This is a genomic window from Tomitella fengzijianii (assembly GCF_007559025.1).
GTDB lineage: Bacteria > Actinomycetota > Actinomycetes > Mycobacteriales > Mycobacteriaceae > Tomitella > Tomitella fengzijianii.
This window is the reverse complement of record NZ_CP041765.1, coordinates 2,118,635-2,143,809: the sequence shown is the minus strand read 5'-3', so window position 1 is coordinate 2,143,809 and position 25,175 is coordinate 2,118,635. Positions and strand designations below refer to the sequence as shown.

Sequence of the window (25,175 nt, the reverse complement as noted above, 5' to 3'; positions counted from 1 at the left end):
CGTGTCCAAGCAGGAGATTCCGGGCGCATTTCGGGGGTTCCCCGGATGCCAGGGGCGCGTCGCGTCGGCAGCCTGGGGTGTACTCACCGACACCGACGAGGAGGCCGCAGTGAAGCTGACGAGGAGCCGCGACCAGAAGATGATCGCCGGCGTGTGCGGCGGGATCGCCCGGCACTTCGGCTGGGACGTGACGAAGGTACGCCTCGTGTTCGTCGTCAGCTGCCTGCTGCCCGGCCCGCAGGTTCTGCTGTATCTGCTGCTGTGGATCGTGATGCCCGAGCAGCCGTGACGGCGGGGGCCATTCGGCCGGCGGTGCACCTGTGCGCCGCCGGTTGCCGCGCGGTGCGGTGGCTTCTGCTATTCGTGCGCGAACGCCAGCTCGACGCAGTCGGCCACGCATCGGCCGGCGTCGCCGGGTGCGGTGACGTCCGAGGCCTCCGGCTCTCCGGAGCGGTGCAGAATCGCCCGGGTCACGGTGAGGAACAGCCGGTCCTCGGCCACGGAGGCGCGCCCGTCCACTATCAGCGCGTGTCCGCCGGGGACGACCGCGGGGCACAGCACCGTCACTTCCGGCCGGGCCCGGGCGTTGGAGGCGGACCTGCGGCCGTGCCCGCCCACCTCCAGCAGCCCGGCGGCGAGGCTGGCCGACACCTCGACCACATGCGGCCGGGCGGCGTCGGAGACGGTGAGCAGATAGGCGCTGCCGTAGCGCGGCAATGCCCGTTCCAGCGTGGTCGGCGTCGTGTCCGCGGCCGTCCCCTCGGGCGTCATCGCGGCCTCCGTTCCTCGGCTCAGCGGGGGAGCACCTTGCGCATCTTGTCCATCCACGTGCGGGCCTCGTCGGTGAGGGTGCCCAGCTCCTGGGCACGCTCGCACCAGCCCATGGCCATCTGCGCGAACTCCATCGGGTTGTACACATCCTCCTCCCCGGACCACTTTCCGTCACCCGCATAGGTGTAGATGGAGATATTGGTGGCGGTGTGCACCGATCCGTCTCCGGGGTCGCGCATGGGGTTGTCCACCTCGGCGACGATGCGGCCGCGCTCTTCGTCCACCAGGTACCACAGCGGCGGGAACGCGGTCATGTGGTTGCCGGGGAACGAGGTCATGGTCTTGACGGACCACGCGCGCACCTGTTCGCGGGTGGTGAACCGTCCGAAGGCGTGCTCGATGTAGACGACGTCGTCGGTGAACAGGTCGGCGAAGCGCTCCCACTGCCCGGCCTTGTGCAGGTCGTCGACCTCGGCGAGGAATGCGGTGAAGGCGTCGGTCAGCTCGGCTCTGGAGAATGTGCCCATGGCATCGGACACTAGTCGAGACGTCTGTCCGGCGGTGGCGGGCCCGTCTATCGGCCGGAACAGGGTGTTGACAGGGCGGGGCGGGGAAGGTTGCGATTCGGCACCGGGCGCGGGGCGCAGGCGGGATAGTGGTGGAGCGATGACGCGGTCCGCCGGCGCGGACACCGACTGTTGATGCGAGGTGACGATGACTCTGGCCTTGGATTTCGTGCGGCGCGGCGCGGACGAGCACGGGGACGGTGTCGCGGTGCGGTTCGGCGACAGGTCGTTGTCGTTCACGCAGGTCGACGCCTTCACGGACCGGATCGGCGCAGCCTTCGCGGAGGCCGGTCTGCGCAAGGGCGAGCATGTGGGCCTGCTCTACGGCAACAGCCTGTGGACGGTGCCCGTGGACTTCGCGACGATGAAGTGCGGGCTGGTGCGCGTGCCGCTCAACCCGAGACTCGCCGCGGACGAGCAGGCGCGGATGCTGGCGGATGCGGACGTGTCCGTCATCGTGCACGACGCGCCGAGTGCGAGCAGGGCGCAGGAGCTGCTCGCGCGGATTCCGGGATTGCGGACGCTGGGCATGGACTGCCTGCCGGTGGACGGCGTCGGCGGCGATGTCCTGGACATCCGCTTCGCGGCGGCCGATGCGCCGTCGGTGGCCATCGCGCCCGACGACCCGATGCTGCTGCTCTACACCTCCGGAACCACGGGCGCACTGAAGGGCGTCGTCCACACGCATTCCACCTACGGCGCGGTGGCCGACAACATCCTGGCCAACCTGCTGGATCCGGGGCCGGGCTCGGTGATGCTGCACGCCGCGTCGCTCATCCACGCCAGCGGCACCTTCGTCCTGCCCTACTTCGCGCGCGGGGGCACGGCCGCGGTGCTGCCGGGTTTCGAGCCGCGCGGGTTCGTCGAGGCGATCGTCCGGCTGCGGGCCACGGAGGTCAACATGGTGCCGACGATGCTGGCCATGCTGCTGAACTCGGGAGCGGTCGACGACGCGGACGTGTCGTCGCTGCGCACCATCATCTACGGCGCCAGCCCCATGCCCAGGCCGGTCCTGGAACAGGGCATCGCGGTGTTCGGCCAGAAGTTCTGCCAGTACTACGGGCAGACGGAGGCGCCGCTGGCGATCACCGTGCTCACCAAGGAGGACCACCGGAACAGCGATCTGTGGGGTTCGTGCGGGAAGCCGTCGTCGGACGTGCGGTTGCGTATCGCGGACGACCGGGGAGAACCGGTGCCCGCGGGCGAAATCGGTGAAATGCAGGTGCAGGCGCCGTTCGTGATGCAGGGTTACTACGGCGCCGACGAGCTCAATGAGCAGGTGCGCACCGCCGACGGCTGGCTGCGCACCAGGGACATGGCCCGGTCCGATGCGGCCGGGTACGTCCACCTGGTGGACCGCAGCAGCGACATGATCATCACAGGCGGATACAACGTCTACCCACGTGAGGTGGAGGACGTCCTGCTGCGGCATCCCGCCGTCGCGGAGTGCGCGGTGGTGGGCGGGCCGGACGAGAAGTGGGTGGAGGCGGTGACCGCGTTCGTCGCGGTGGTGCCGGGCGCGGATGTGACCGAGTCGGAACTGCGGGAGCTGACGCGCGCGCACCTGGCCGGCTACAAGGTGCCCAAGTCGGTGCGCTTCGTCGACGCGATCCCGAAATCGCCCGTCGGCAAGCTGCTGCGGCGTGAACTGCGCGCGCAGCTGAGCGATGAGGCGGGACGGGCGTGACGGGTGGTCGCGGCGGGCGTGCCACGGGAGACGGACGGATGACAGGCGGCGACGGTATGGCAGCGGACAACGGGATCGCGGGCGGCACAGGGGTGTCGGGAGACAACGTGGTGGCCGGACGGTGGGAGAACAGCGGTCGGCCGGGCTTCCTCGACATCGCCGTGAGTACGGACGGGTACGTCACCACAGTGACGATGGCGCGTCCGGACCGGCGCAACGCGGTCGACGGGCGGATGGCGGCCGAGCTCGCCGAGGCCTTCCGCGCGTTCGAGCGTTCCGACTCCCGCGTGGCCGTCCTGCACGGCGAGGGCGGCACCTTCTGCGCCGGAGCGGACCTCAAGACGGTCGGCACCACCGAGGGGAACAGGATCGGCACGGACGGCGACGGCCCCATGGGGATCACGCGCATGCGCCTGGACAAGCCGGTGATCGCCGCCGTCTCCGGGTACGCCGTCGCCGGGGGCCTGGAGCTCGCGGCGTGGTGCGATATGCGGGTCGCCGACGAGTCGGCCGTGTTCGGCGTGTTCTGCCGTCGCTGGGGCGTCCCGCTCATCGACGGCGGGACGGTGCGGCTGCCACGGCTGATCGGCCAGTCGCGGGCGATGGACATGGTCCTCACCGGCAGACCCGTCCCCGCCGCGGAGGCCGAGTACATGGGCCTGGTCAACCGTCTGGTGCCCGACGGCACGGCGCTGGCGTACGCGCAGGACCTGGCGGCGCGCATCGCGGAGTTCCCGCAGACCTGCATGCGCGGGGACCGCATGTCGGTGCTCGCCCAGTGGGGTTCCTCGGAACGCGATGCGATGGCGGAGGAGTTCGCGATCGGGATGCGCTCACTCGAGGCGGACGGCATCGACGGCGCCGGGCGCTTCGCCGGCGGCGCGGGGCGGCACGGCTCGTTCGACTGAGTGACCGGCCGCCGCGCCTGCGGTCATCCGAAGGGGCCCGCGTTCTCGGCGTGGGCCGGAATGCGATCGACGCCGCCTGAGAACGGGTGGCACGTGCACGCGATACGCCCAGTTCGGACCGCCGGATTCACGCCCGCGGCGCGCCGATTCCGGGATCGATCCGTACGGGCCCGTCCGCGGACGGGGCGACGGGGAACTCGAAGATCGCCGTCGGCAGGTAGACCGTCGCGCACGAGTTCGGGATGTCGACCACGCCGGAGAAGCGGCCCTCGATCGGTGCCGCGCCCAGCAGCAGGTACGCCTGCTCGGGGCTGTAGCCGAAGGTGGTGAGGAAGTCGATGGCGTGCAGGCAGGCGCGCTGGTAGGCCAGCTGCGAGTCGAGGTAGCGCTGTTCGCCGTCGAGGGTGACGGACGTCCCGGAGAACGCCAACCACTCCGCATACTGCGGGGGCGTGTTGCCGGGCATGAACACCGGGTTCTCGTGGACGTTGTAGGTGTCCATCCCGCCCTTGATCAGGTCCACGCGCAGGTCGATGAACCCGCCCATCTCGATGGCGCCGCAGAAGGTGATCTCGCCGTCGCCCTGCGAGAAGTGCAGGTCGCCCACGGACAGGTTGGCTCCGTCGACGTAGACGGGGTAGAACACTCGGCTGCCGGCGGTGAGGTTCTTGATGTCCATGTTGCCGCCGTTCTCGCGCGGCGGCGCGGTGCGGCAGGCCTCGGCGGCGACGCGGTCGTGCTCGGCGCCGGCGAGCGTGGTCAGCACCGCGTCCCGCGGCTCGGGCGGCAGCGCCAGCGGCGGCACACGCTCCGGGTCGGTGGCGATCAGGGCGGCCTCGCGCGTGTTCCACTTGCCCAGCATCGCCGTCGATGGCGCCGTGCCCATGAGCCCGGGGTGGGTGATCCCGGTGAAGGCCACGTGCGGGACGTGGCGCGAGGTGGCCTTGCGGCCGGAGAAGTCCCACACGGCCTTGTAGGCGTCGGGGAACTGGTCGACGAGGAAGCTGCCGCCGTTGGCCTTGGCGAAGATGCCGGTGTAGCCCCAGCCCTGCCCGGCGAGCGGTCCCGTCTCCTGCGGGATGGGGCCCACCTCGAGGATGTCGACCACAAGCAGGTCGCCCGGCTGCGCGCCCGCGACCCGGAACGGTCCGGACAGCGCGTGCACCTTGCTCATCGGAGCCGTGCGGATGTCCTCGGCGGAGTCGTCGTTGCGGATGTACCCGTCGAACCATTCGCGGCAGTCCGCGCGGAACTCGTCGCCCGGCTTGACGGTGACCGCCGGCGGGATGTCCGGGTGCCAGCGGTTGTGGCCGGTGACCTGCTGGTCGGTGAACGGCTTGGTCGAGTCGAGGGGGAAGAGGTTCTGGGGCACGGCGGCCTCCTTGATGTGCGTTGATCAGGGGCGCGGCAGCGCGCGGTGCCGCGGATCAGTGGACACGGGCGTGCCGGGCGAGCGGCGCCGGCCGGGCGGGGCCCCGGCGACGACGCCGGGCTCGGATGCAGTGCGGGCGGTGGCGTCGAGCAGACCCATCGCGGCCGAGCGGCCGCGGCCGAGCGCGGGGGCCGTGATCGTGCGTTGCGACGGCGCCTGACATTCGGGGCACGCGTCGGCGTCGGGGACCGCGGCCATGGTGTGGCTGGCGTCGAAGGGTCCGCACGAGTCGCATCGGAACCGGTAGACGGGCACGGGAACCGCCTTTCAGACCGGCCTCCGGGGACGCGGTGGCCGTGATCCGGACGGTAGCAACGAACGCCGTGGCGCGTGCCGGTTCGGGGCAACGTGCAGGCGGCGAGGGTGAGGAACGTGGCCCCGGCCCATCCCCCTGGAGTCGCGGAGGTGCGGCGGGTGGGGCGCGAAGCCTGCACGTCGGTCAGCGGTCTGGAGGCAGGGCGAGCTCGCGGAGACGGGCTGTCGGCTGCGACACGGTCGGCTCTGCACTGGTGGCGGCGTCGTGCATGAACGTCTCGGCGCCGTCGCGGGACACCTCAGGCGCCGAGGGCTGCGCGGCCCGCGTCGGTGAGGTGCACGGCCCGAGCGCGGTTTCCGGTCAGCCGCGCGCCCACGCGAGGAACTCGTCGGCGGAGACCACCGGCTTGCCCCATTCGCGGGCCTTGCGCGCCTTGCCGGACTGCGAGCCGATCTCCGCGGTGACGAGCGCGTCGCACTTGGTTTTGGACACGTTGTTCACCGGGGTGAGCCCGCGCGCCTCGGCGAGCGTGAACATCTCGTCGCGGGAGACGAACCGGCCGTCGGCCCCGAAAGCGTCCCCGGTGAAGCACACGCGCGTGCCGGGCGCGAGCACGCCGGCCGCGGAGCCGGCCTCGAGCGCGGCGAGGCCGTCGGTGAGGTCCGCACCCAGCACCGTCTCGAGCGTGCGCAGCCGGTCGAGCGCCTCCGCTGTGAGAGGCACGCGGGCGGCCGCCGCGCGCACCTGTTCGGCCACGAGGACCCGGGCCTCGCGCAGGATCTCGGGGTCGATCCCGCCGGCCGCATCGCCGTTCCGATCGGTGCCGGCATCGCCGCGTCCGAGCAGCACCGCGCCCACGCCGCGGCTGACGTCCAGCATCGCCGAGAACTGGGGGAGCAGTGCCGATTCCGGCGTCGGCGCATCGGGTGCGCGGGTGAGCAGATAGCCGACCGTGCCGGCCGCATCGGCGGCGGCTGAATCCTCGGCCTCGTCCGACTCTGTGGCCGACGCGTCGGCGTCGAACGCGCCCGCCCCCGGGTCCTGCGCGCCGAGCCGTTCGCGCGCCTGCAACACCGCCTGCGCGCGCTCCACCGCGGACGCCGACCGCAGCGCCGACCGCTCCTCGGCCGACAGCCGCCCGGCGGGCACGTCGACGCCCAGCGGCATCGGCATGGAGGCGCCGAGCCGTTTGAGCTCGAAGTCGACGTGGCCGAGCGCCTTGTCCACTCCGACCCCGGCGGGTGTGCAGCCGTCGAGCAGCGGCAGGAGCATCGTCCACGCCTCGAGCAGGGTCGGCGCGAGCAGGACGTCGGACACGGTGATGCCGTAGGCGCGGCGGGCGTCGGCCAGGTCGCGCTGCGGGTTGATCACCGAGCTGATGGAGGTGCCGTCCTCGAAGGCCACCGCCAGCTCGACGGGGCGGGGCTTGCTGCGCGCGCCCTCGTCGCCGACGGTGAGCGCCGCGATCGCGCAGTACCGCGCCGCGGTGGACGGTTCGGTCGCGGCGCGCAGGAACCGCAGGATGCGCCGGTCGGTCTTGAGGTCCTTCGGGAACACCGGGCGGGTGAGCACCAGGCCGTCCATCGACGTGCACCGGCTCAGCGCCACATACAGCTGGCCGGTGGCGAAGGTGCCGCCGGTGAGGTCGACGACGAGGCGGTCGAGCGTCTGCCCCTGGCTCTTGTGGATGGTGATCGCCCATGCCAGCTTGAACGGCAGCTGCGTGAACGAGCCGATCACCTCGTGGCGCAGCCCGCCGCCGTCGACCACCGGGCGGGTGACCTCCCAGCGGTAGGCGGCGACCTCTGCGACGTCGCCGCCCGGGAACTGCACGGCGACCAGACAGCCCCGTTCGGTCCATTCGGCGTCGACGATCCGCCCGATGGTGCCGTTGACCCACCGGTCGGTCGCGTCGTTGGTGAGCATCATGACCTGCGCGCCCACCTTGAAGTGCAGGACGTCGTCGGTGGGCGCCTCGAAGCGGTCGAGCTCGCCGATGCGCTCGGCGTGATGCGTGAACTCCTCGCCCGCGAGTCGCTCGAGGCGGGTGCGGTTCCGGGACGTGGCCATGCGATTGGTGGTGGTCAGCGTCAGCCAGAACTCGTCGTCGGGCGGCACGAATCCGGGGACGGTGCGCGCGTTCAGCTCGGCGCGCGAGCGCTGGACCAGCGTGCCCTCGCGGATCGCGTTGAGGATCGTGGCCATGCGCGGGTCGCCCGACTGGCGGAACACGCGCGTGAGGTCGATGGTGGTGAGCGCGGCGGCGCGGTAGGCGTCGGCGGAGAAGAAGTACGGGGTGGCGTAGCGGGTCTCGAAGTACGCGGCCTCCGCCTCGGTGACCACGGGTGGCAGCTGGAACAGATCGCCCACGAGCACGATCTGCACACCGCCGAACGGCGCGGACGGGTCCGGGCCGAAGCGCCCGAGAGCTGCGGCGAGCATGTCGAACAGGTCGGCCCGCACCATGGACGCCTCGTCGATGATGAGCGTCTGCAGCTCGGACAGCGCCTTGGTGAACCGGCCCGGGCGGTAGGCGCCGCCCTCGACGTCGGCCAGGGTGGTGCCGGCGCGGAAGCCGAACACGCGGTGGATGGTGTAGCCGCCGACGCCCAGGGCGGCGATGCCGGTGGGCGCGGCGACGAGCACCCGGCGGTCGGTCTCCGCCAGGAACCGCCGGATGAGCGTGGACTTGCCGGTGCCCGCCTTGCCGGTGAGGAACAGGTTGCCGCCCGAGCGCAGCAGGGACAGCGCCTGCTCGAACTCCTCGGTGAGGATGAACGTCGGGGCGGGCATCGAGGCTCCTTCGCGGGTCCCGGGGGGCGGGCAGGTGGTTCGCAGTATGCCGCGTCGGGCCCGGCGGCTCCGCCCCCGGTGGCCGCGGGTCAGAAGTACTGCGCGCCGCCGTCGACGCTGAGGTGCTCGCTGCTGATGAACTTCGCCTCGTCGGACGCCAGGAAGACCGCCGCGCCGGCGATCTCCTCCGGCTCCGCGTAGCCCTGGTTGGTGAAGCTCGTGCCCATCGCGGCGAGTTTAGGGTTGGTGGCGTTGGTGCGGTCGATGGCGCCGACCATGTCGCCCCCGCCCATCGGTGTGGCCACGCCGCCGGGGTGGATGCTGTTGACGCGGATGTCGTGCTTGCCGAGTTCCGCGGCGAAGGCCCGCGTCATGCCGGTGATCGCATGCTTGCTGGTGGTGTAGGGCACCATGAACGGCTGGACCTTCTTGCCGGCGTACGAGCTGATGAGTGTGATCGAGCCGCCGCCCGCCGCGATCAGGTGCGGCGCCGTGGCGATCACGGTGTGCCACACGCCCTTCACGTTGATGTCGAGCGTGGCGTCCATCATCTCCGGGGTGGTCTCGTCCCAGGCGACGGGGATGCAGACGCCCGCGTTGGCGATGACCGCGTCGAGCCTGCCGAGCTCCGCGACGCCGTCGTCCACGGCCTTGCGCACGGCCTCCCTGTCACGCACGTCGGCGCGCGTGAGCAGTGCGCGCCGCCCCTCCTGTTCGACGAGGCGCCGCGTCTCGTCGAGGTCGTCCGGCGTGGCGGAGTCGTAGGGGACACCGTCCGGCAGCGGTCCCGCGAGGTCGATGCCGATGACGTCGGCGCCCTCGTGGGCGAAGCGGACCGCGTGCGCGCGGCCCTGTCCACGCGCGACGCCTGTGATGAATACGGCCTTGCCCTCGAGCCTGCCTGTCATGTGTGTGACCTCCGGTGGGATTCGACTGCGCCGCATGTCCGGCTGAACGCCACGGTACGTGGACGGCAGTCCCGGCGGGGTGTGTTCCCCGCGCGTGCGCCGGGGCGTGAAGTGTTGAGGGACACGTGGCTTGCGGGATGAATCGGCTAGGGCTGCGCGTTAGTGTTTGCGTAATCAACAACCTGTCCCGGGGTTCTGCCCCGGATTTCGTGATCGATCTGAAGGGTTCACACATGGGCGACGCCGGTACTCCGAAGCTGGGCATCATCATCGCGAGCGTGCGCGAGGCGCGGGTGGGGCATCTGCTGGGTGAGTGGGTGGCCGAGCAGGCTCGCGAGTACGGCGGGTTCGAGGTGGACGTGATCGACCTGGCGCAGGTGGCGCTGCCGATGACCACCTCCGAGCCGAACCACCCGCGGGTCGGGCCGTACGTCAACGAGAGCACCAAGGCGTGGAGCGGGCGGATCGCCGCCTGCCAGGCTTTCGTCATCGTGACCCCCGAATACAACTTCGGCATGCCGGCCTCGCTGAAGAACGCCCTGGACCTGGTGAGCAGCGAGTGGAACTACAAGCCGGTGGCGTTCGCCTCCTACGGCGGCATCTCGGGCGGTCTGCGATCCGTGGAGCAGATCAAGCAGGTGGTGCTGCCGCTGCGCATGGTGCCGGTGCCCGAGGCGATCGTGGCCCCGATGGTGTTCGACCAGTTCGTCGACGGCGCCTTCGAGCCCAACCAGGTCCAGCAAGGCGCTGCCAAGCAGATGTTCGATGAGCTCTCCCGGATGACCGAGGCCCTGCGGCCGCTGCAGGGCTGAGCGCGACGGGAGGCGTCCCGGGCGGGTTTGCGCCGCCGGTGGTTCAGCTGCCGAGCGGGCCCGTCAGCCCGCCCAGTGATCCCGCGCCGAGCGAACCCGACGGCGCCGGCTCTCCCGTCGGCACGATGGTGAGGTACGGGGCGGTCCCCGGCTGCGTCGGTACCGCGGTGTCGAACGTCCAGGTGCCACCGGATCGGCGGAGCACGTCGATCGCCTGGCCGCCGCGGTCGTTGACGTACATGGTGCCGCCGTTGACGGCCACGTCGGGCGTGTCGTGGTATCCGCCCGGGCCGGCCGGATCGGCGGCGTCGATGGACGGACCAATGGCCGAAGGGCCGGGGGATCCTCCTGGGCGGTGCCGGTGCGCCCTTCGACGGTACGTCCGCGCGGACGCGTCTCAGTGAGATTCCGTAGTGCTGCGGCCCGTGCGCACCTCGACCAGGTCGTTCTCGGCGTCCCGCAGGGCCGCCGAGGAGGTGGCGCCGATGCGGTTGCGCAGCACTTCGGTGCCGGGGATGAAGTATCCGAGCCAGTCGGCTTCGACGTCTCCGGTGTCCCATGGGCGCTGCATGAGTATCAGCCGGCCGTGCTCGTCGCTCAGGCGATGTTGTAGCGGGCCCGGACCCTGTCGCCCAGTTGGTCGATGTCGATCTCGCCGCGTACGTAGGCGTCCTGGTCGGCTCGAGTGACCTCGGTGCTGCGACCGCCTTCCAGCTCGCTAGTCGTGCGGGCGGCGTTGATCGCGCGTGCCCGCGTAGCGCGGTCGTCGGCCGGGCGGCGAATGCTCATCGATACCTCCTGCGTCTCCATTCTACGGGGCTGCTGTCGGCATTCTCGTGAGCGGCACGCGTGTCGTCGCACTGTTTCGCAGACCTGATCTGCCCAGGCCCGCCCTGCTCTGGTCCGCGGGTACCGGTTCGCTGGCCGGGACGGGGGGTTCCCCCGCATCCGCGGCACGGGAAGTGTGGCCGTAAACCGCGACCGAGGAGGCGACGGCGATGCGGAGCGAATGGGACAGGCCGGCACGGGGAGCCCTGGTGGCTGCGGCCCCGGAGGCCGCCGCCGTGCTCGATCAGTTGGCCTGCGGCCTCGTGCCCGGCATGGGTGGCCTGACGGCGCTGGCCCGCGTCACCTGCGCGGAGGCACTGGGGCTCGAGCCGCTTCCGCGCCACGAGGAGCCCGCGTCCGCCCCGGCCGCCGCGTCGTTCGCCGAGCAGTTCAGCCTGGATGTTTCGGCGGTCACCGACGCGCAGGGCCGGGCGCTTGAGACGGCGCTCGGCGACCGGGCGGGGGAATACGTCCTCGCCGTCTATGCGGCCGACTGGGTGCCGCGCGTGCGCCGGACGCTGGCTGAGCTGTTCGACGGGGCGGGGGAGTGGCCGGACGACGAGAACGAGGTGGACGGCCTGTGGCCCGCGGTCGGCGGATACGTGGGCGCCGTGGCGCGATTGCAGCTCCTCGACCCGGTGCTCACCGAGCTGGTCCGCCTGCGGGGAGCCCGGCAGCACAACTGCCGGATGTGCAAGTCGCTGCGCTCGGCGCCCGCCATGGCCGCCGGGGCCGGAGAAGAGCTTTTCGACGCGATCGACGACTACGAGCACGCCGGATTCACCGCGAGACAGCGGGCCGCGCTGGAGCTGACCGACGCGATGATCTGGCGGCCCGCCTATCCGTCCGCCGATCTGCTCGGTGCCGTGCGCGAGCACTTCACCCCGGCCGAGGCGGTGGAGCTGGTGCTGGACATCTCGCGGAACGCCATCAACAAGGTGGCGGTGTCGCAGGACCGGGACCAGGCGCAGGTTTCCGACGGGTTGCAGAGTTACGAGGTGCATGCCGACGGGGCCATCGAGTACGGCGAACGGATTCGCATCGGTTGACCGAGCGCGCAGGGGGTTTCGGCGGTGTGCCGGGAGGCTCTGCATTGCGGAAGGGATCGTGCGTTCCTCACCTCCCCGCCGGGCGCGTGAAACCGCACGACAACGGCATGAACTATGAGAGCTACGCGCAACGCGGCAGTTCACGGCGTTGGCGGTGGCCGACGCGAATCCTTCCTCGATCCATAGCGTCGACGAAGGCAGGTCAGGACCCGGCGCGGGCGCGCCCGGCGCCCGGCGCACCAGCCAGTTCCCGCACCCGCGCCTTGGCGATCTTTCCGCCCGCCGCCATCGGCATCGCGTCGAGCACCAACAGGCGCTCGGGCAGGTATTCGCGGGTGATTCCCCGCCCGCGCATCCATGAGGTCAGCCCGTCCAGGGTCAGGGCGGCCCCCGGGGCGAGCGTGACGACGGCGCACAGCCGCTCCCCGAACATCGCGTCCGGCACGCCGACCGCCGCGACCATCGCCACCGCCGGGTGCTCGCGCACCAGGTCCTCCACCTCGGCGGCCGAGATGTTCTTGCCGCCGCGGATGATCAGGTCCGCCAGCCTGCCCACCACCCGCAGCCGGCCGGACTCGTCGACCTCGACGACGTCGCCCAGCAGCATCCAGCCGTCGTCGGTGAACAGTTCGGCGTCGGCGGCGTCGTCGCGGAAGTATCCGAGCGACACCAAGGGCCCGCGCACCGCCGGTTGTCCGCGCCGGACGCCCGGCCCCGTCACCTCGCGCCCGCCGTCGAAGATCCGCAGCCGCGTCTCGGCGACGATGCGGCCGCCGGTGCCCAGCCGCGTCTCGTCGTCGTCGAACACCGTGGTGGCGCTGACGCCGCCGGCCTCGTTGGAGCCGTAGAACTGGAGGACCTTCGCGCCGGTGACGGATTCGAAGCGTTCCGCCTCGGCGCGCGGCACCGCCTCGCCGCCCGTGTACATCACCCGCAGCCGTTCGAGGCGGGCCAGCCCGTCCGGGTCGGCCTGCAGCATCATCCGGAACTGGGTGCTCACCGCGCCTAGCATCGTCGCGCGGTGCTCGGCGAGCAGCCCCACGGCGGCGGCGGCGTCGAAGCGGTCCGTGACCACCGCGGGCCGGCCGAGCTGCGCGGGCAGGAAGTGTGCGGTCCACATCCCGAACCCGTAGGGCGCGGGCACGAACGACGCTATCGTCTCGTCGGGCCGCAGATCCGCGCCCCGGCAGGCGATGGCGGCGAACGTCGCCCACCGCCGCTGCGTGTGGGTGACGAGCTTCGGCAGCCCGGTGGTGCCGGAGGTGGCGTTGAGGTAGGAGACGTCGTCGACGGTGAACGCGCGCGCCGGAGTCCGGGGACGGCCGGGCGCCGCGCCGTCCACCGTGACGCGGTCCGGCTCGACCACGAGGACGTGCGCGATGTCTGCGCCGCGGGAACGCAGTTCGCCTGCCAGCGCATCGGCGCTCATCCCGCGCATGGCGGGTGCGGTGACGAGGACGGCGGCGCCGGAGGCGGAGGCGATGTGCGCCAGCTCGGCCACGCCGGAACGCGCTCCCGTGGCGACCGTGAGAACTCCCGCCCGGTACAGCCCGACGGCGGCGGCGTGGAACTCGGCGGTGTCCGGCAGGAAGACCAGCGCCGTGGCGGGGCCCGGCAGCGCGAGTGCGGCGTCGCGGACCGCGTCGGCCAGCGCGTCGTACCGGGCCCACGTGGTGGTGCCGCCGGGGGAGAGGTATGCCGGATCGTCGGGTTGCACCGCTGCGCGGTGGCGCACCAGGTCGCTCACCGGCAGGTGTGTCCAGGCCATGGGGTCGGCGGTGAACGGCGGCAGCGCGGCGATCGGAGCTGGAGAGTTGACCGGGTCCGTGGCGGCGGGCGGCTGTGGGGGCATGGCGCCCATGATCGTCGCACGCCGCGGAACGCGCGGTGTCGGGCGCCGTACCTGGATACGCTGTGGAGTGCCGGATCTGTGAGAATAAGTGTGACGGATCGGAACGGTAATCGAGGGCGGGTGGACGATGGCGGAATGGGCGTCGCTGCTGGGCGAACCGGTGGCCGCGGTGCGCCGGGCGCTCACGCCCGGGCCGGGCGGGCTGGAGGGGCGCGACCCCGAGTTCATCCGGGAGATGCTTCCCCGGTTCTGGCTGGCGGCTCGCCTGTACTTCCGCGCCGAGGTCAACGGGTTCGACAACGTGCCGGACGAGCCGGTGCTGTTCGTCGGCAACCACAGCGGCGGCGCCGACATCCCCGACACCTTCGTCTTCCTGCTCGGCTACCACACGTACTTCACCGTCGAGGGCCGGCCGCTGGTGGGCCTGGCGCACAAGATCGTCACCCGCATGCCGGTGGTCGGGGACTTCGCCCGCAAGTTCGGAATGGTGCAGGCCGATATGGACACCGCGGCGGAACTGCTCCGCGGCGGCGCGAACGTGCTGGTGTATCCGGGCGGCGACGTGGAGGCGCTGCGGCCGTGGCGCGACCGGAACCGGATCGTGTTCGACGGGCGCAAGGGGTTCCTGCGCCTCGCACACGCCAACGGGGTCAAGATCGTCCCGGTGGTCGCGACGGGCGGCCAGGAGACCTTCTACGTGTTCAACGACGGCCGCAAGACCGCGAAGCTGCTGCGGTTCGACAAGCTGCTGCGCGTCAAGTCGGTGCCGGTCAGCCTGAGCGTGCCGTGGGGCCTGCTGCCCGCGGACCTGCCGCACATCCCGCTGCCGGCGAAGATCCGCATCCAGGTGCTCGAACCGATCGACCTGCAGGAGCGGTTCGGCGACGATCCGGACTGGGACGAGGCGTACGAGTACGTGACGTCCGTGATGCAGGTGGCGTTGTCGCGGCTGGCCACCAAGAGCGTCATCCCGGTGGTGAGCTGATGACCACCATGTCCCGGTCGATCGTGGTGCGCCGGCCGGTGCGGCAGGTGGCCCGGGTGCTGGGGGACCCGTCCGTGGTGATGGCGGTGATCGGTGACCACGGCCGCGCGGCCCGCGTCGAAGCCGCAGGGGACGGGGCCGAGCAGTGGGAGGTGTTCCTGGTCCTGGGCACCATGTACATGGGCGGGCGGGTGCGCATCGACGAGGCCGGCGACGGCGCCCTCGCCTGGCACGCGGTGAGCGGGTTCCAGCACGACGCGCGCTTCGAGGCGGCGGCGCACGGGGACGACGCGACGATCACCGTGCACTTCCAGTTCCGGATCGACGGTCTACTCACCGGGCGGCTGGCGGCGCGGCTCGTGCGCGGCTACATCGGCCGCTACGCCGAGTCCGTGCTCGAAAGCCTGCGCCACCACATCGAATACGGGGAGACGGGGCGGCAGTAGGCGCAGTGGGCCGGCGCGGCCGGAGTCCGCACCGCCTACGCCCACACCACCGTCGGCGCGGTATCGCCCGTGGAATCGGCGAGGGCATGCGCCCGCTGCCCGACCAGACGCTTCCGGTCGGCACTGATCGGGTCGAACATCTCGATCCGCACCTGCGCCGGAGATCGCCTGTATCGCCAGACACCGGCCACCTCGCCGTCCACCAGCACGGCGCCCGGCCCCGAAAGGGCCTTGAACACCTCCGCACGGCGCGCCCCGTCCGGCACCAGGAGCCCGCGGTCGGCGTGACGCAGATACGGGTCGTTCTGCGGGGCGAGCGCTATCCCGCGGGCGGGCGGCGCGGTGCGGATCCGCTCGACGAACGGCTCCGGGACGTCATAGCGCTTCGGCCCGATCCGGACGTGGACGAGGTCGTCGCACTCGTCCCACAGATCGCGGACACCGCGCGTGCCGGCCTCGGTCCACTCGCGGTAGAGGGGCCGGGTGGTCGGACCGTTCATGCGCAGGAACGCCTCGAGCAGCCGCCGCCGCGGGTTCTCGACGTTCTGCTGCGCGGTCTTCGGGCACGGGCGGAGGATCGTCGCCTGTCCGTCCTCCGGCGCCAGCACGATCCGGGCCTGCCGCCCGGCGGCGCGGAACACCGGCTCCGGGACATGCCGCGCCTGGCAGCGAGCGCAGTGCACGACCAGCGATTGCGGCACGACATCGGTGACCCTGCTGCTGGCCTCGGCTTTGGACACCGCGCGCGTGACGATCGACGTGAGCGCATCGGCGACCACGTCGACCGCCCGGATGAGCTCCTTCCCGCCCTCGTCGGACGGCAACGGCGCCAACGCCTCGCGGATCATGTCGAGTCGGTCCGCACGGTGAGCGTGCGGGGCTCCGCGCACCGACCAGGCGTAGACCAGGGGGCCTTCGGCGGAGATCGCCTCGGAGACCGGTGCACCGGCGACGCGCTCGACGCGTTGGGACAGCGCGTGCTCGCCGTGCGATTGCCTGTTGCCCTGCACCCCGAGCGTCAACAGGTCGTCCAGTGAGAACCAGTCCGGATCGGGGCCCAGACCGTGCGCCGCCCAGCGGTAGCCCAGCCACGCCCCGCGGTCGATCGTGATCGCCTGCGCCATCGCCGCTCCCGCGTAGTCGAGGTACTGGGGCGTGCCTCACTCTGCCGACCGTCCCGGCTCAGCACAAGCGCCGGTCGCCGATAGGAACACCCGGCGCCTAATGGGCGGCTACGTTCAGGTCTTCGCTGGCGCATCCGGCCGGCTCCCCGCCTCCGGCGACCGGTATCGGGTCGGAAGGAGGGAGCCGCCGGAGCGCCGGCATTGATGGACATCCGCTCGACCGAGGAGGACTGATGGACGATCTCTCCACCGACCTGTGGGGTCAGGCGTGGAACAGCCTTGTGACCCGTCCGTTCTGGTGGTTGCTGGAATCGCTGGGGGCCAAGCCCGGCGACATCTGAACCCGGGCGGCGCAGGCCTTCGGACCACCGGAGGCGTGCGCCGTCCGCGGCTGGAATCGGTCGGGGTACGGGTGTGGGAACCCGGCATAGTGCCGGCGCTCGAACTGCCCGCGGTGACGGGATGCGGTTGCGCGGGCTGACCTTCCGGATGACGGAAACGAAGGAGTGATGGTCGATGTGGGCAGTGGGAGTCGTTCGCGGTGTGGGCGCACTGGTGTTGGGCTTGCTCGCGATGGCGGGGGCGGGATGTTCATCGTCCGAGGACGCCACTGAGACTGCGTGGGGTGCCGCCGGCCCGCACGTCGGCGATCCGAGCCCGCGGTCCGTTCCCGCGGGCGTCCCGCCGCTGGTGATGCTCGACGGCGAGGACGACGGGCCGGGCTTCGGCAACCAGCGGTGCGCAGAGCACGACGGGAGCTCCCGACTGGAGTACACCGCCACGCGCGACAGCGACCAGGCCGAGCTGATGGTGGCGATCGACCTCGCGGATCCGCCGCGTCTCGATGCGCTGTCCTTCGAGGCGGGGCCGGACCGGTGGGAAGCGGGTGAGGTAGATCTGGATCGGTCCGCGGTGGTGATCGACGGGAACGTCTACCGGGTGCATGCTCCGGTGTCCGACGCCGAAGGATCGAGCGACTCGGAGGTCGGCGTCCTGTTCAGCTGCTCGCGGTGACACCCGCCGCGGATCTCCTCGGGGGGCTGCGCGCCGGGTGTCCACCGATCGGGGGACACGCGGCTTCCCCCCGCGTTTCGCCTGGTAGCGGGACATACTCGGGGCGCGTTTCGTCGGATAGTGGAGTCATCGCCGGAACAGACCGGCACACCGCAGAACCGACCCGCACAGGAGCAACCGCCATGAGCATCACCACTCGCGCCACCGCCACCGTCCTCGCCTCGACCGTCCTCGCGGGCGGCGCCGCCACCGCGGCCCTGCTGGGTGCCGGGGCCGCGCAGGCGATGCCCACCGAGCACGACATGACGGCGGAGATCACCGTGAACAACAACACCGATTCGACGATGTTCTACGACGGCGGCTTCGCCCGGGACGGCCAGTGGGTGGACGCGCCGCTGACGCAGATCAACCCGCACAGCAGCGAGCGGATCACCGTGGAGGGCGCCGGCGGCGGCAACGGGGTGTCGGCGAATCTGAGCTACCACCTGTCGGGCAACTCGATGGCGCCGCGCGGCGACGTCACGCTCGTCGCCGACGGCTACGCGACGAACACGGGCACCGCCGGCACCAGCTGGCAGCAGCCCCTGAACGTCACCTCCTTCGTGCAGGCCGGGTACCCGCACTCGAGCTTCGTGTTCACCATCGACTGACGGGGCATTGGCCGGCCGCGGGCCGGGGCGAGCAGCAGCGCCCCGGCCCGCTTGTTGTGCGTGCCGCGCCACCTGATGCGCGCCGCGGACTCGCCGAAACCCGCGTCCGCACGCGCGGACACCTGTTCTACTGCGGAGGGACGTTTCGACGGCGGAAGGGCGGACATCGTGGCGCTGCGAGTGGTGGAATGGTCGACGGGCACGGTGGGGCGGCACGCGATCGCCGGCATCGACGCGCGTCCGGAACTGGAACTCGTCGGCGTGTGGGTCTCGAACCCGGACAAGGCGGGCAGAGACGCCGGTCAGCTCGCGGGACTCGGCCGCGAGCTGGGCGTCCGGGCCACCACCGACCGGGACGCGCTGCTGGCGCTGAAGCCGGACTGCATCGTGCACACCGCGATGACCGACGACCGGATCTTCGACGCGGTGGAAGACCTGATCTTCTTCCTGGAGCACGGCGTCAACGTGGTCTCCTCCGGCCCGGTGATCCTGCAGTACCCGCGGGGAGTGCTTCCGGACGACGTCGTGGAACGCATCCGCTCGGCGGGCGTGCGCGGCGGTGCGAGCCTGCACGTCAACGGCATCGACCCGGGATTCGCCAATGATGTGCTGCCGCTGGCGATGACGAGCCTGTCGCAGCGGATCAACCAGGTCCGCTGCGTCGAGATCGCCGATTACAGCACCTACGACCAGGCGATGACGATGACCGAGCTGTTCGGCTTCGGCGGCGCGCTGGACCAGACGCCGTTCCTGCTGCAGCCCGGTGTGCTGTCGCTGGGGTGGGGTTCGGTCGTCCGCCAGATCGCGGCGGGCCTGGGCCTCACGCTGGATGAACCGTTGGTCGAACGCCACGAGCGCCTGCCGGCCGAGGAGGACTTCGACACCGTCTGCTGCCACATCGCAGAGGGGACGGCGGCGGCGTTGCGATTCGAGGTGATCGGCACCGTGGGCGGCGAGGAGAAGGTGGTGCTCGAGCACGTGACGCGCACGGCCCCGGGGCAGGCGCCGGACTGGCCGCGGCCCACGCGCGGCGACGGGTGCTACCGCGTGGAGGTGACGGGGCAGCCGTCGATGACGGTCGATCTCCACCACCACGGCGAGCACGGCGACCACAACGACTCCGGCATGATCATGACCGCGATGCGCCTGGTCAACGCAGTGGAGGCCGTGGTGGCCGCGGAGCCGGGGATCGTCACCGCCCTCGACCTGCCGCCGGTGACGGGACGCGGGCTCGCGGGCTGACCTCAGGGGCGCCGAAACTGTCGGTGGCGGTGCCTATGTTCGCTGTATCGGCACGCCTCCTGATCCGCAGGATCGCGACGGGACGCTCCCAGGCCTCCGCGCTCGCGTCGGTGCCGGCTTTCACCGATGCCGAAAGTGAGTGCGCCAATGTCCGATTCCGATCTGACCCGACTCGTGATGCTGCTCGACCGGTCCGGGTCGATGCAGTCGATCAAGACCGACGTGGAGGGCGGGTTCGCCGCCTTCATCCAGGAGCAGGCCGCCTGCCGCGGCACATGCACCGTCTCGCTGGCCCGGTTCGACACCGAGTACGAGCTCGTCTACCAGGACAAGGACATCGAGAAGATTCCGCACCTGGATCTGCGCCCACGCGGGGCGACGGCGCTGCTGGACGCGATGGCCAGGCTCATCCTGGAGACGGACGCCGAGCTGGCGGCGATGGCGGAGGAGGACCGGCCGGGCACCGTGGTCGTCGCGATCATGACCGACGGCCTGGAGAACTCGAGTATCGAATGGACGCACGCCGCCGTGAAATCTCTGGTGGACCAGCAGCGGGCCCGCGGTTGGCAGTTCGTGTACATGGGCGCCGACCAGGACGCCGTCGAGGTGGGCGTGCGCATGGGGATCGATGCCGATCACTCGGTGACGTTCGCCCGCGGCAAGTCGCGGGAGGCCATGGCTGCGGCGTCGTCGAATATTCGCGGGTTCCGCGAGGCGGCCCCGGAAGACCGCCTTGCGGGGATGCCCGCGTTCAGCCCGGAACAGCGCTCCGGCCTCGGCGACTGAGCGCCGGCGCGCCTCGGCTGCGCCCACCCGGCCCGCAGGGCTCTACCCGGCCCGCAGGACCTCGTCGAGCCAGTCGAGCGCGCGCTGGTTGTACAGCGACCGATTGACCGCCTCGGTGTGTTCGCCGGCGCCCTCGGCGGCGGTGAATCGCAGCAGGGCCTTCGGACAGGTCAGCGCGTCGAAGAAGGCGGCGGTGTCCGCGGCGAGCGGGTCGTTCTCGGCGGCCGTGAGCAGGGTGGGGCATCGGATGCCGCCCACCCGGTCCTTGAGCGTGAACCCCGCCAGCGCGCGGAGGAAGCCGCGCAGGTCCGGCACCCCGGTCGTCCAATACCCGCGTTGGACTATCTGCCAGCGCATCTCCCTGTCGGCGTCGATCGCCGCGGAGAGGTGTGCGAGCGTGGCCTCGTCGAGACCCGTGACGTCGACCGTGTCCGCGTCGGGCACGCCGAAGGCGGCCAGGAAGCGCCGGATCGCATCGGCGATGTCCCACTGGCCGGGGTCGGCGATGCACGCGGCCAGCCGGTGTTCACCGGAGGCGGCCCGGGGTGCGAGGTACCCGCCCAGGCTCCACCCGCTCAGCGCGATACGGGAGCGGTCGACGATCGGCACCGTCTCGGCGAAGTCGACGACGGCGCCGATCACCGTCTCCCAGTCGGGGCGCAGCGGCACCCCGCGCCGATAGAGCATCGCGCCCTGGCCGGGCCCGTCGAACATCAGCACGTGGTACCCGCGGTCGAGGGCCGCCACGCCGGACGCGAAGTACATGTCGGTGATCGTCGCGTCGAAGCCGTTTGTGAGAATCAGCAGGGGCCGCACCTGGTCGGCGCGTTCCGCCGCGGGCACGAGGTAGGCGGGCAGCTCGCCGCCCTCGAACGGTATGGCGACGGGGCGCACCGGCGGGTCGCACAGCTCCATCGCCGTGCGGAACGCGTCCATCTGCTTGTCGAACGCGGCGAGCAGGCGCGGGTCGACGGGGGTCCCGTAGATCGGGTGGTAGGCGGCGGCGTACATGCAGCTCGCCCGCAGGAACCGGGCGCGGGCACTGCGCCGGTGGCCCGCGACCAGCGCCCGCCGGGCTTCCGCCGCATGCACATCGCCGGACGCGACGAACGCGTCGTAGAACGCGGAGTCGTCGCCGTCGCCCACCGCGTTCGCGACGGCGACGATGTCGCCCATGTCGGCGCCGCCGGCGGGGACGAATCCCACCGGCCACTGCCCGAACCGGTCGTGGAAGGCACTGTCGAACAGCTGCCCCCGGCGCCTGTGTGCCGGAGCCCCATTGGTGCTCATCGTGTCGTCACCCCCGCCGGTCGCCGGTGTCCCCTGCGGTGCGCCGCGCATGCCTGCCACATGGCCCCAGTCTCATCGCCGGGGAAGCGCCGGACCATAGACCCAGGTCCCATGCCGCGGACCGGCCCGGCAGCTACCCGGCCAGGTACCGCACCACGGCCAGCACGCGCCGGTGGTCGTTGGCGTCGACGGGGATGCCCAGCGCGTCGTAGATGTGCGAGGTGTGCTGCACCACCGCCTTCTCCGAGATCACCAGGCGCGCCGCGATGGACGAGTTGCTGCGGCCCTCGGCGATGAGCGCGAGCACCTCGCGCTGGCGTGGGGTCAGCCGGGCGACGTGGCCGTCGATCATCCGCGCCCTGTGCACCATCACCTCGATCACCTCGGGGTCGATGGCCGTGCCGCCGGCCACGACGGTGCGCAGCGCTGCGAGGAACGCGTCCAGGTCGGAGATGCGCTGTTTGAGCAGGTAGCCGACCCGCGCGGGATGGTCGGCCAGCAACTCGGCCGCGTAGCGGCGCTGCACGTACTGCGAGAGCACCACCACCGCCGTGTCCGGGTGCTCGGCGCGGACGCGCAGCGCCGCCACCAGCCCGTCGTCGGCGTCCCCCGGGGGCATGCGGATGTCGGTGACCACCAGGTCGGGACTATGCCGCGCCACCGTCGTCGGCAGCGCGTCGGCGTCGCCCACCGCCGCGGCCACCTCGAAGCCCCCCTGCGCGAGCACCGATGCGAGGCCCTGGCGCAACAGCACGTCGTCCTCGCCGATCACGACCTTCATCCGGCCGCCTCCCGCACCCGCGCGGGCGTGGGGCGTTGCGGTCCCGCCCCCGCTGGTCCCGCCTCCGCTGGTCCTGCCTCCGCCGGTTGCGGCCCCGCTTCCGGGTGCGCGCGGTCCCCGCACGGCAGCTCCGCGCGCAGGTGGGTGCCGCACCCGGTCGCGCTGTCCACCCGCAGCCCGCCGCCGAGCGCGTGCACCCGGTCGGCGAGCCCCCGTAGCCCGTGGCCGGTGTGCAGTGAGGCGCCGCCGACGCCGTCGTCGTGCACCTCGACCACGAGCGCGTCGCCGTCCCGGCCGATGCGCACCGACAGCCGTCCCGCGTGGGCGTGCTTGAGCGCGTTGGTCAGCCCCTCGGCGATGAGGAAGTAGGCGGTGCTCTCCACGTCGGGCGGCAACGCGAGGTCGGCGATCCCGGCGTGCAGTGCGGTGGGCAACGGCATCCGGTCGACCAGATCCTCGGCCGCGGCGCACAACCCCCGCTCGATCAGCGCCGACGGCATGAGCTCGTGCACGAACGAGCGCAGTCGGGCGGCGGTCTCGTCCAGCCCCCGGCGCAGTGCCAGCGCCTGGCCGGCCACCGGCCCGTCGGCGGCGGCCGCGAGGCGCTGCGCCTCGAGAGCCAGCAGCACCAGGCGCACCTGCATGCCGTCGTGCAGGTCGCGGGCGACGCGACGGCGCTCCCTGTCCGCCGCCGTGACGATGCGGGCGCGCGAGGCGATGAGCGCGCCGCGCTGCGCGAGCAGGCGGGCCAGCAGCCGCTCGCGCTCGATCGCCAGCGCCATCACCCGACCCGCGGCGCGGACGGGCGCCGGGTCGGCGATGAGGTAGCCGTCGTAGACGATCGCGCCGATCCGCTCGCCCGCGGCCGACACTTCGACGCTGGCCCGGTGCTCGGGGAGCGGCAGTGCGCGCAGGGCGCCGCTGCCGTCGGTCCACACCGCGGCCCGCGGCATCCAGTAGAGCACCTCCACCGACGGGTCGCCGAGCGCGCGGCCCAGCAGGGCAGGCAGGTCGGCGCGGGCGTCGCCGGTGGCGGCGAGCTGCGCGGCCAGCTCCTCGAGCTCGCCCTCGCGGGCGAATCCGCCGCGCAGCATCGCCAGCACGAACGCCACCGGCACGCCCCCGAGCACGAGGAACTGCACGACGGCCGCGGCGACGGCGCCGAAGGCGGGCTCGAGGACGGTGGCGCGCAGCGGCACCGACAGCAGCGCCAGCATCCCGTAGGCGAACAGCGGCACCAGCACCCGCCGGTGCGCCGCGTGGGCGGCCGCGATGCGGCGGGCGAGCAGCACGGCGGCCGCGACGACGACGACGGCGCCGGCCGCGCGCTGCACCCAGGTGCCGGCTGTGACGAGGCCGGGGGAGTCGGCGACGGACAGCGCAGGGGCGGCCGACGGATCGAACAGGTACTGCGGCGCCTGCAGCAGCAGCGAGACGGCGTAGCCCGCGACGACGACCGCCCGCGCCGGGGCGCCGTGCACCCGCCCCGATGGGAAGGCGAGCAGCAGGTGCACCGTCACTGCGAGCACCACCGTGGCGGTGACGGCGCCGGCCGCGGCGAGCGCCGGGACCGCGGTGTTGCCCAGGGTGCCGGCGAAGACGGCCAGCCCGCCCCACACGAGCAGCATGCCCATCCGATTACCGGGCCGGCGGTGCCAGGCGAGCAGGCCGGCACCCGCGAACACCCAGAACGTGGCAGTGACGACCAGCTGTACCCACCACAGGCCGCCGGAGCCGGGCAGCGTGAGGGCAAGCTGCACCCCTCCCAGCGTCAGCACGGCGGCGGCGAGCACCGGCAGCGTCCGGTCGCACCGGTGCGTACCGAGCCCCGCCGGCCCTCGTGCCCCCGCACCGAGCCTCATCCGACCAGCGTAGAGCGTGCGGGACGGCAGGGGAACCTACTCGGACACCCGTATTCGTCCGATTGAGCCGTCGCGCTTGGCAGTGAACCAGAAGTAGGCGGGATCGGGCCCCGCCTTGATGTCGAAGGGTCCGGCCACGCCCGGAGCGCTGAAGGTGCTCCACCGGTCCGCCGCAGGTTCGGAGGCGGGGACGAGCCGGACGATCGCGTCTGCGGCAGTGTCGGCCAGCCACACGGCGCCGTCCGCGGCCACCCACACCCCGTCGGGCGTGCGCAGCATCGGATGGGTGTGTCGGCGCACCGACACGTCGCCCGCCGCGTCCCGCTGCGGGGCGGGCCCGATCGCGAGCAGCCCGGGCGGATCCTGCGCGGTGACCCACAGCGTCCCCGACGCATCAGCCGCCCACGCGCGGGGCGCGCCGTACCCGGGCCAGGGACCGAGCCGGACCACGGTGCGGGCCGGGTCGGGGGCTGACGGGTCGAGGCGGCCGACGGTGCCGGTTCCCGCGTTGACCCACCACACCAGCCCTCGCGCGTCCACGAACAGGGCGGACGGGTCGTCGATGAGGTGCGAGCGGTGCAATCGGATGGTGGCGGCGGGATCTTTGGCGGCCGGGTCGGATGCGAGCGGGTCGAGCGACGCGATGGCGTCGGACCCGCGCACGCTGCACCACAGCAGCCCGTCGGGGGCCGACTTGATGGCGACGGGGCCGCACAGGTCGGGGTGGGTGACGGTGTGGATTGTCGCCGCCGGGTCGGGCGCGGCGGGGTCGAGGGAGGCGAGCGCGTCGGAGCCGAGGCAGGTGATCCACAGCCGGCCGTCGGCGGCGGGGTACAGGTTGGCGGGCAGGCGGATCCGGCCGTGCGGGTCGGCGAAGGTCTCGACGGCCCACCCGCCGCCGGTGCCGTCGCCCTGTCCGGCGTCGCCCGGCCGGACGCGCCCGATGCGCCCGTTGGAGATGCTGGTGAACCACACGGCGCCGCCCGCGGCGATGATCCCGGTGGGCGAGTCGATGGTGCCCGCCGGGTCGCCGACGATGTCGATGGCCCCGAGTGCCGTGCCCATGCCGCGCTCCCTCCGTGCCGCGCTCCACCACCACCCTCGTCCGGGCGCGGCGGCGCCGACATGGGCCT

At 72.1% G+C, this 25,175-nt stretch carries 25 protein-coding genes and 1 pseudogene; 11 read left to right on the top strand and 15 right to left on the bottom strand.

Annotated features, from left to right (window positions below):
- Position 1 precedes the first annotated feature (1 nt).
- Positions 2 to 289 (top strand): PspC domain-containing protein, encoded by a 288-nt coding sequence (locus tag FO059_RS19010; RefSeq protein WP_372497899.1) that lies wholly within the window; start codon positions 2 to 4, stop codon positions 287 to 289.
- Between the two features lie 68 nt (positions 290 to 357).
- Here FO059_RS19010 and FO059_RS09700 read toward each other — a convergent pair whose 3' ends face one another.
- Positions 358 to 771: a pyridoxamine 5'-phosphate oxidase family protein gene (locus FO059_RS09700; protein WP_199257088.1), complete on the bottom strand. Its 414-nt coding sequence runs from the start codon at positions 769 to 771 to the stop codon at positions 358 to 360.
- Positions 772 to 791: 20 nt separating this feature from the next.
- On the bottom strand, positions 792 to 1,298 hold the full coding sequence (locus tag FO059_RS09695) for a nuclear transport factor 2 family protein (protein WP_143908357.1): 507 nt from the start codon (positions 1,296 to 1,298) through the stop codon (positions 792 to 794).
- Positions 1,299 to 1,485: 187 nt separating this feature from the next.
- Here FO059_RS09695 and FO059_RS09690 point away from each other — a divergent pair, with 187 nt between their 5' ends.
- Both FO059_RS09690 and FO059_RS09685 read left to right on the top strand, forming a co-directional pair.
- On the top strand, positions 1,486 to 3,024 hold the full coding sequence (locus tag FO059_RS09690) for a class I adenylate-forming enzyme family protein (RefSeq protein ID WP_143908355.1): 1,539 nt from the start codon (positions 1,486 to 1,488) through the stop codon (positions 3,022 to 3,024).
- Between the two features lie 56 nt (positions 3,025 to 3,080).
- Positions 3,081 to 3,932 carry a crotonase/enoyl-CoA hydratase family protein gene (locus tag FO059_RS09685; protein ID WP_143908353.1) on the top strand — a complete coding sequence of 284 codons (852 nt, stop codon included), beginning with the start codon at positions 3,081 to 3,083 and terminating at the stop codon, positions 3,930 to 3,932.
- 127 nt (positions 3,933 to 4,059) lie between these two features.
- Here the strand turns inward: FO059_RS09685 and fmdA are convergent, their stop codons facing one another.
- From fmdA to FO059_RS09665, 4 genes are all read right to left on the bottom strand, one after another.
- On the bottom strand, positions 4,060 to 5,304 hold the full coding sequence (fmdA, locus tag FO059_RS09680; protein ID WP_143908352.1) for a formamidase: 1,245 nt from the start codon (positions 5,302 to 5,304) through the stop codon (positions 4,060 to 4,062).
- A 24-nt stretch (positions 5,305 to 5,328) separates the two neighbouring features.
- Positions 5,329 to 5,619, bottom strand: a complete 291-nt coding sequence (locus FO059_RS09675) for an FmdB family zinc ribbon protein (RefSeq protein WP_143908350.1) — start codon at positions 5,617 to 5,619, stop codon at positions 5,329 to 5,331.
- Positions 5,620 to 5,980: 361 nt separating this feature from the next.
- Entirely contained in the window at positions 5,981 to 8,413 is a 2,433-nt protein-coding gene (locus tag FO059_RS09670; RefSeq protein ID WP_143908348.1) for an AAA family ATPase, read from the bottom strand.
- An 89-nt stretch (positions 8,414 to 8,502) separates the two neighbouring features.
- A complete protein-coding gene (locus FO059_RS09665; RefSeq protein WP_143908346.1) occupies positions 8,503 to 9,321 on the bottom strand; it encodes a mycofactocin-coupled SDR family oxidoreductase in 819 nt (272 codons plus the stop codon).
- Positions 9,322 to 9,554: 233 nt separating this feature from the next.
- Here FO059_RS09665 and FO059_RS09660 point away from each other — a divergent pair, with 233 nt between their 5' ends.
- Positions 9,555 to 10,133, top strand: coding sequence for an NADPH-dependent FMN reductase (locus tag FO059_RS09660; RefSeq protein ID WP_143908344.1), 579 nt, complete (start codon positions 9,555 to 9,557; stop codon positions 10,131 to 10,133).
- Positions 10,134 to 10,176: 43 nt separating this feature from the next.
- Here FO059_RS09660 and FO059_RS09655 read toward each other — a convergent pair whose 3' ends face one another.
- The 3 genes and pseudogenes from FO059_RS09655 to FO059_RS09645 form a co-directional block, all read right to left on the bottom strand.
- Entirely contained in the window at positions 10,177 to 10,395 is a 219-nt protein-coding gene (locus tag FO059_RS09655) for a hypothetical protein (protein ID WP_143908342.1), read from the bottom strand.
- 165 nt (positions 10,396 to 10,560) lie between these two features.
- Positions 10,561 to 10,704: pseudogene (locus FO059_RS09650) on the bottom strand (Fic/DOC family protein); the annotation flags it as partial.
- A 26-nt stretch (positions 10,705 to 10,730) separates the two neighbouring features.
- The gene (locus FO059_RS09645; protein ID WP_143908341.1) at positions 10,731 to 10,922 is read right to left on the bottom strand and encodes an antitoxin VbhA family protein; all 192 of its coding nucleotides are present in this window, start codon (positions 10,920 to 10,922) and stop codon (positions 10,731 to 10,733) included.
- A 209-nt stretch (positions 10,923 to 11,131) separates the two neighbouring features.
- On the opposite strand from FO059_RS09645, the gene FO059_RS09640 reads away from it, so the two are divergent.
- Positions 11,132 to 12,010: a carboxymuconolactone decarboxylase family protein gene (locus tag FO059_RS09640; RefSeq protein ID WP_143908339.1), complete on the top strand. Its 879-nt coding sequence runs from the start codon at positions 11,132 to 11,134 to the stop codon at positions 12,008 to 12,010.
- A gap of 202 nt (positions 12,011 to 12,212) precedes the next feature.
- On the opposite strand, the gene FO059_RS09635 is transcribed toward FO059_RS09640, so the two are convergent.
- Positions 12,213 to 13,862, bottom strand: coding sequence for a class I adenylate-forming enzyme family protein (locus tag FO059_RS09635; RefSeq protein WP_143908337.1), 1,650 nt, complete (start codon positions 13,860 to 13,862; stop codon positions 12,213 to 12,215).
- Between the two features lie 127 nt (positions 13,863 to 13,989).
- Between FO059_RS09635 and FO059_RS09630 the strand changes: the two genes are divergently transcribed.
- Positions 13,990 to 14,847, top strand: a complete 858-nt coding sequence (locus FO059_RS09630) for a lysophospholipid acyltransferase family protein (RefSeq protein WP_143908335.1) — start codon at positions 13,990 to 13,992, stop codon at positions 14,845 to 14,847.
- Entirely contained in the window at positions 14,847 to 15,293 is a 447-nt protein-coding gene (locus tag FO059_RS09625) for an SRPBCC family protein (RefSeq protein WP_143908333.1), read from the top strand. Before FO059_RS09630 ends, FO059_RS09625 begins: the two co-directional genes overlap by 1 nt.
- Before the next feature lie 35 nt (positions 15,294 to 15,328).
- On the opposite strand, the gene FO059_RS09620 is transcribed toward FO059_RS09625, so the two are convergent.
- Positions 15,329 to 16,417, bottom strand: coding sequence for a DNA glycosylase AlkZ-like family protein (locus FO059_RS09620; RefSeq protein ID WP_143908331.1), 1,089 nt, complete (start codon positions 16,415 to 16,417; stop codon positions 15,329 to 15,331).
- 516 nt (positions 16,418 to 16,933) lie between these two features.
- Here FO059_RS09620 and FO059_RS09615 point away from each other — a divergent pair.
- The 4 genes from FO059_RS09615 (at position 16,934) to FO059_RS09595 (ending at position 20,109) form a co-directional block, all read left to right on the top strand.
- Positions 16,934 to 17,431 (top strand): hypothetical protein, encoded by a 498-nt coding sequence (locus FO059_RS09615; RefSeq protein WP_143908329.1) that lies wholly within the window; start codon positions 16,934 to 16,936, stop codon positions 17,429 to 17,431.
- 182 nt (positions 17,432 to 17,613) lie between these two features.
- A complete protein-coding gene (locus FO059_RS09605; protein WP_168226608.1) occupies positions 17,614 to 18,081 on the top strand; it encodes a hypothetical protein in 468 nt (155 codons plus the stop codon).
- A 168-nt stretch (positions 18,082 to 18,249) separates the two neighbouring features.
- A complete protein-coding gene (locus tag FO059_RS09600; protein WP_143910618.1) occupies positions 18,250 to 19,323 on the top strand; it encodes an NAD(P)H-dependent amine dehydrogenase family protein in 1,074 nt (357 codons plus the stop codon).
- A gap of 147 nt (positions 19,324 to 19,470) precedes the next feature.
- Positions 19,471 to 20,109 carry a vWA domain-containing protein gene (locus FO059_RS09595; protein WP_143908323.1) on the top strand — a complete coding sequence of 213 codons (639 nt, stop codon included), beginning with the start codon at positions 19,471 to 19,473 and terminating at the stop codon, positions 20,107 to 20,109.
- A gap of 42 nt (positions 20,110 to 20,151) precedes the next feature.
- On the opposite strand, the gene FO059_RS09590 is transcribed toward FO059_RS09595, so the two are convergent.
- The 4 genes from FO059_RS09590 to FO059_RS09575 form a co-directional block, all read right to left on the bottom strand.
- Positions 20,152 to 21,399, bottom strand: coding sequence for an alpha/beta hydrolase family protein (locus tag FO059_RS09590; RefSeq protein ID WP_143908321.1), 1,248 nt, complete (start codon positions 21,397 to 21,399; stop codon positions 20,152 to 20,154).
- 133 nt (positions 21,400 to 21,532) lie between these two features.
- A complete protein-coding gene (locus tag FO059_RS09585; protein WP_143908318.1) occupies positions 21,533 to 22,180 on the bottom strand; it encodes a response regulator transcription factor in 648 nt (215 codons plus the stop codon).
- Complete coding sequence (locus tag FO059_RS09580; RefSeq protein ID WP_143908316.1) at positions 22,177 to 24,042, bottom strand: histidine kinase; 1,866 nt, start codon at positions 24,040 to 24,042, stop codon at positions 22,177 to 22,179. Before FO059_RS09580 ends, FO059_RS09585 begins: the two co-directional genes overlap by 4 nt.
- Positions 24,043 to 24,078: 36 nt before the next feature.
- Positions 24,079 to 25,107 carry a Vgb family protein gene (locus FO059_RS09575; RefSeq protein WP_143908314.1) on the bottom strand — a complete coding sequence of 343 codons (1,029 nt, stop codon included), beginning with the start codon at positions 25,105 to 25,107 and terminating at the stop codon, positions 24,079 to 24,081.
- Positions 25,108 to 25,175: the final 68 nt, after the last annotated feature.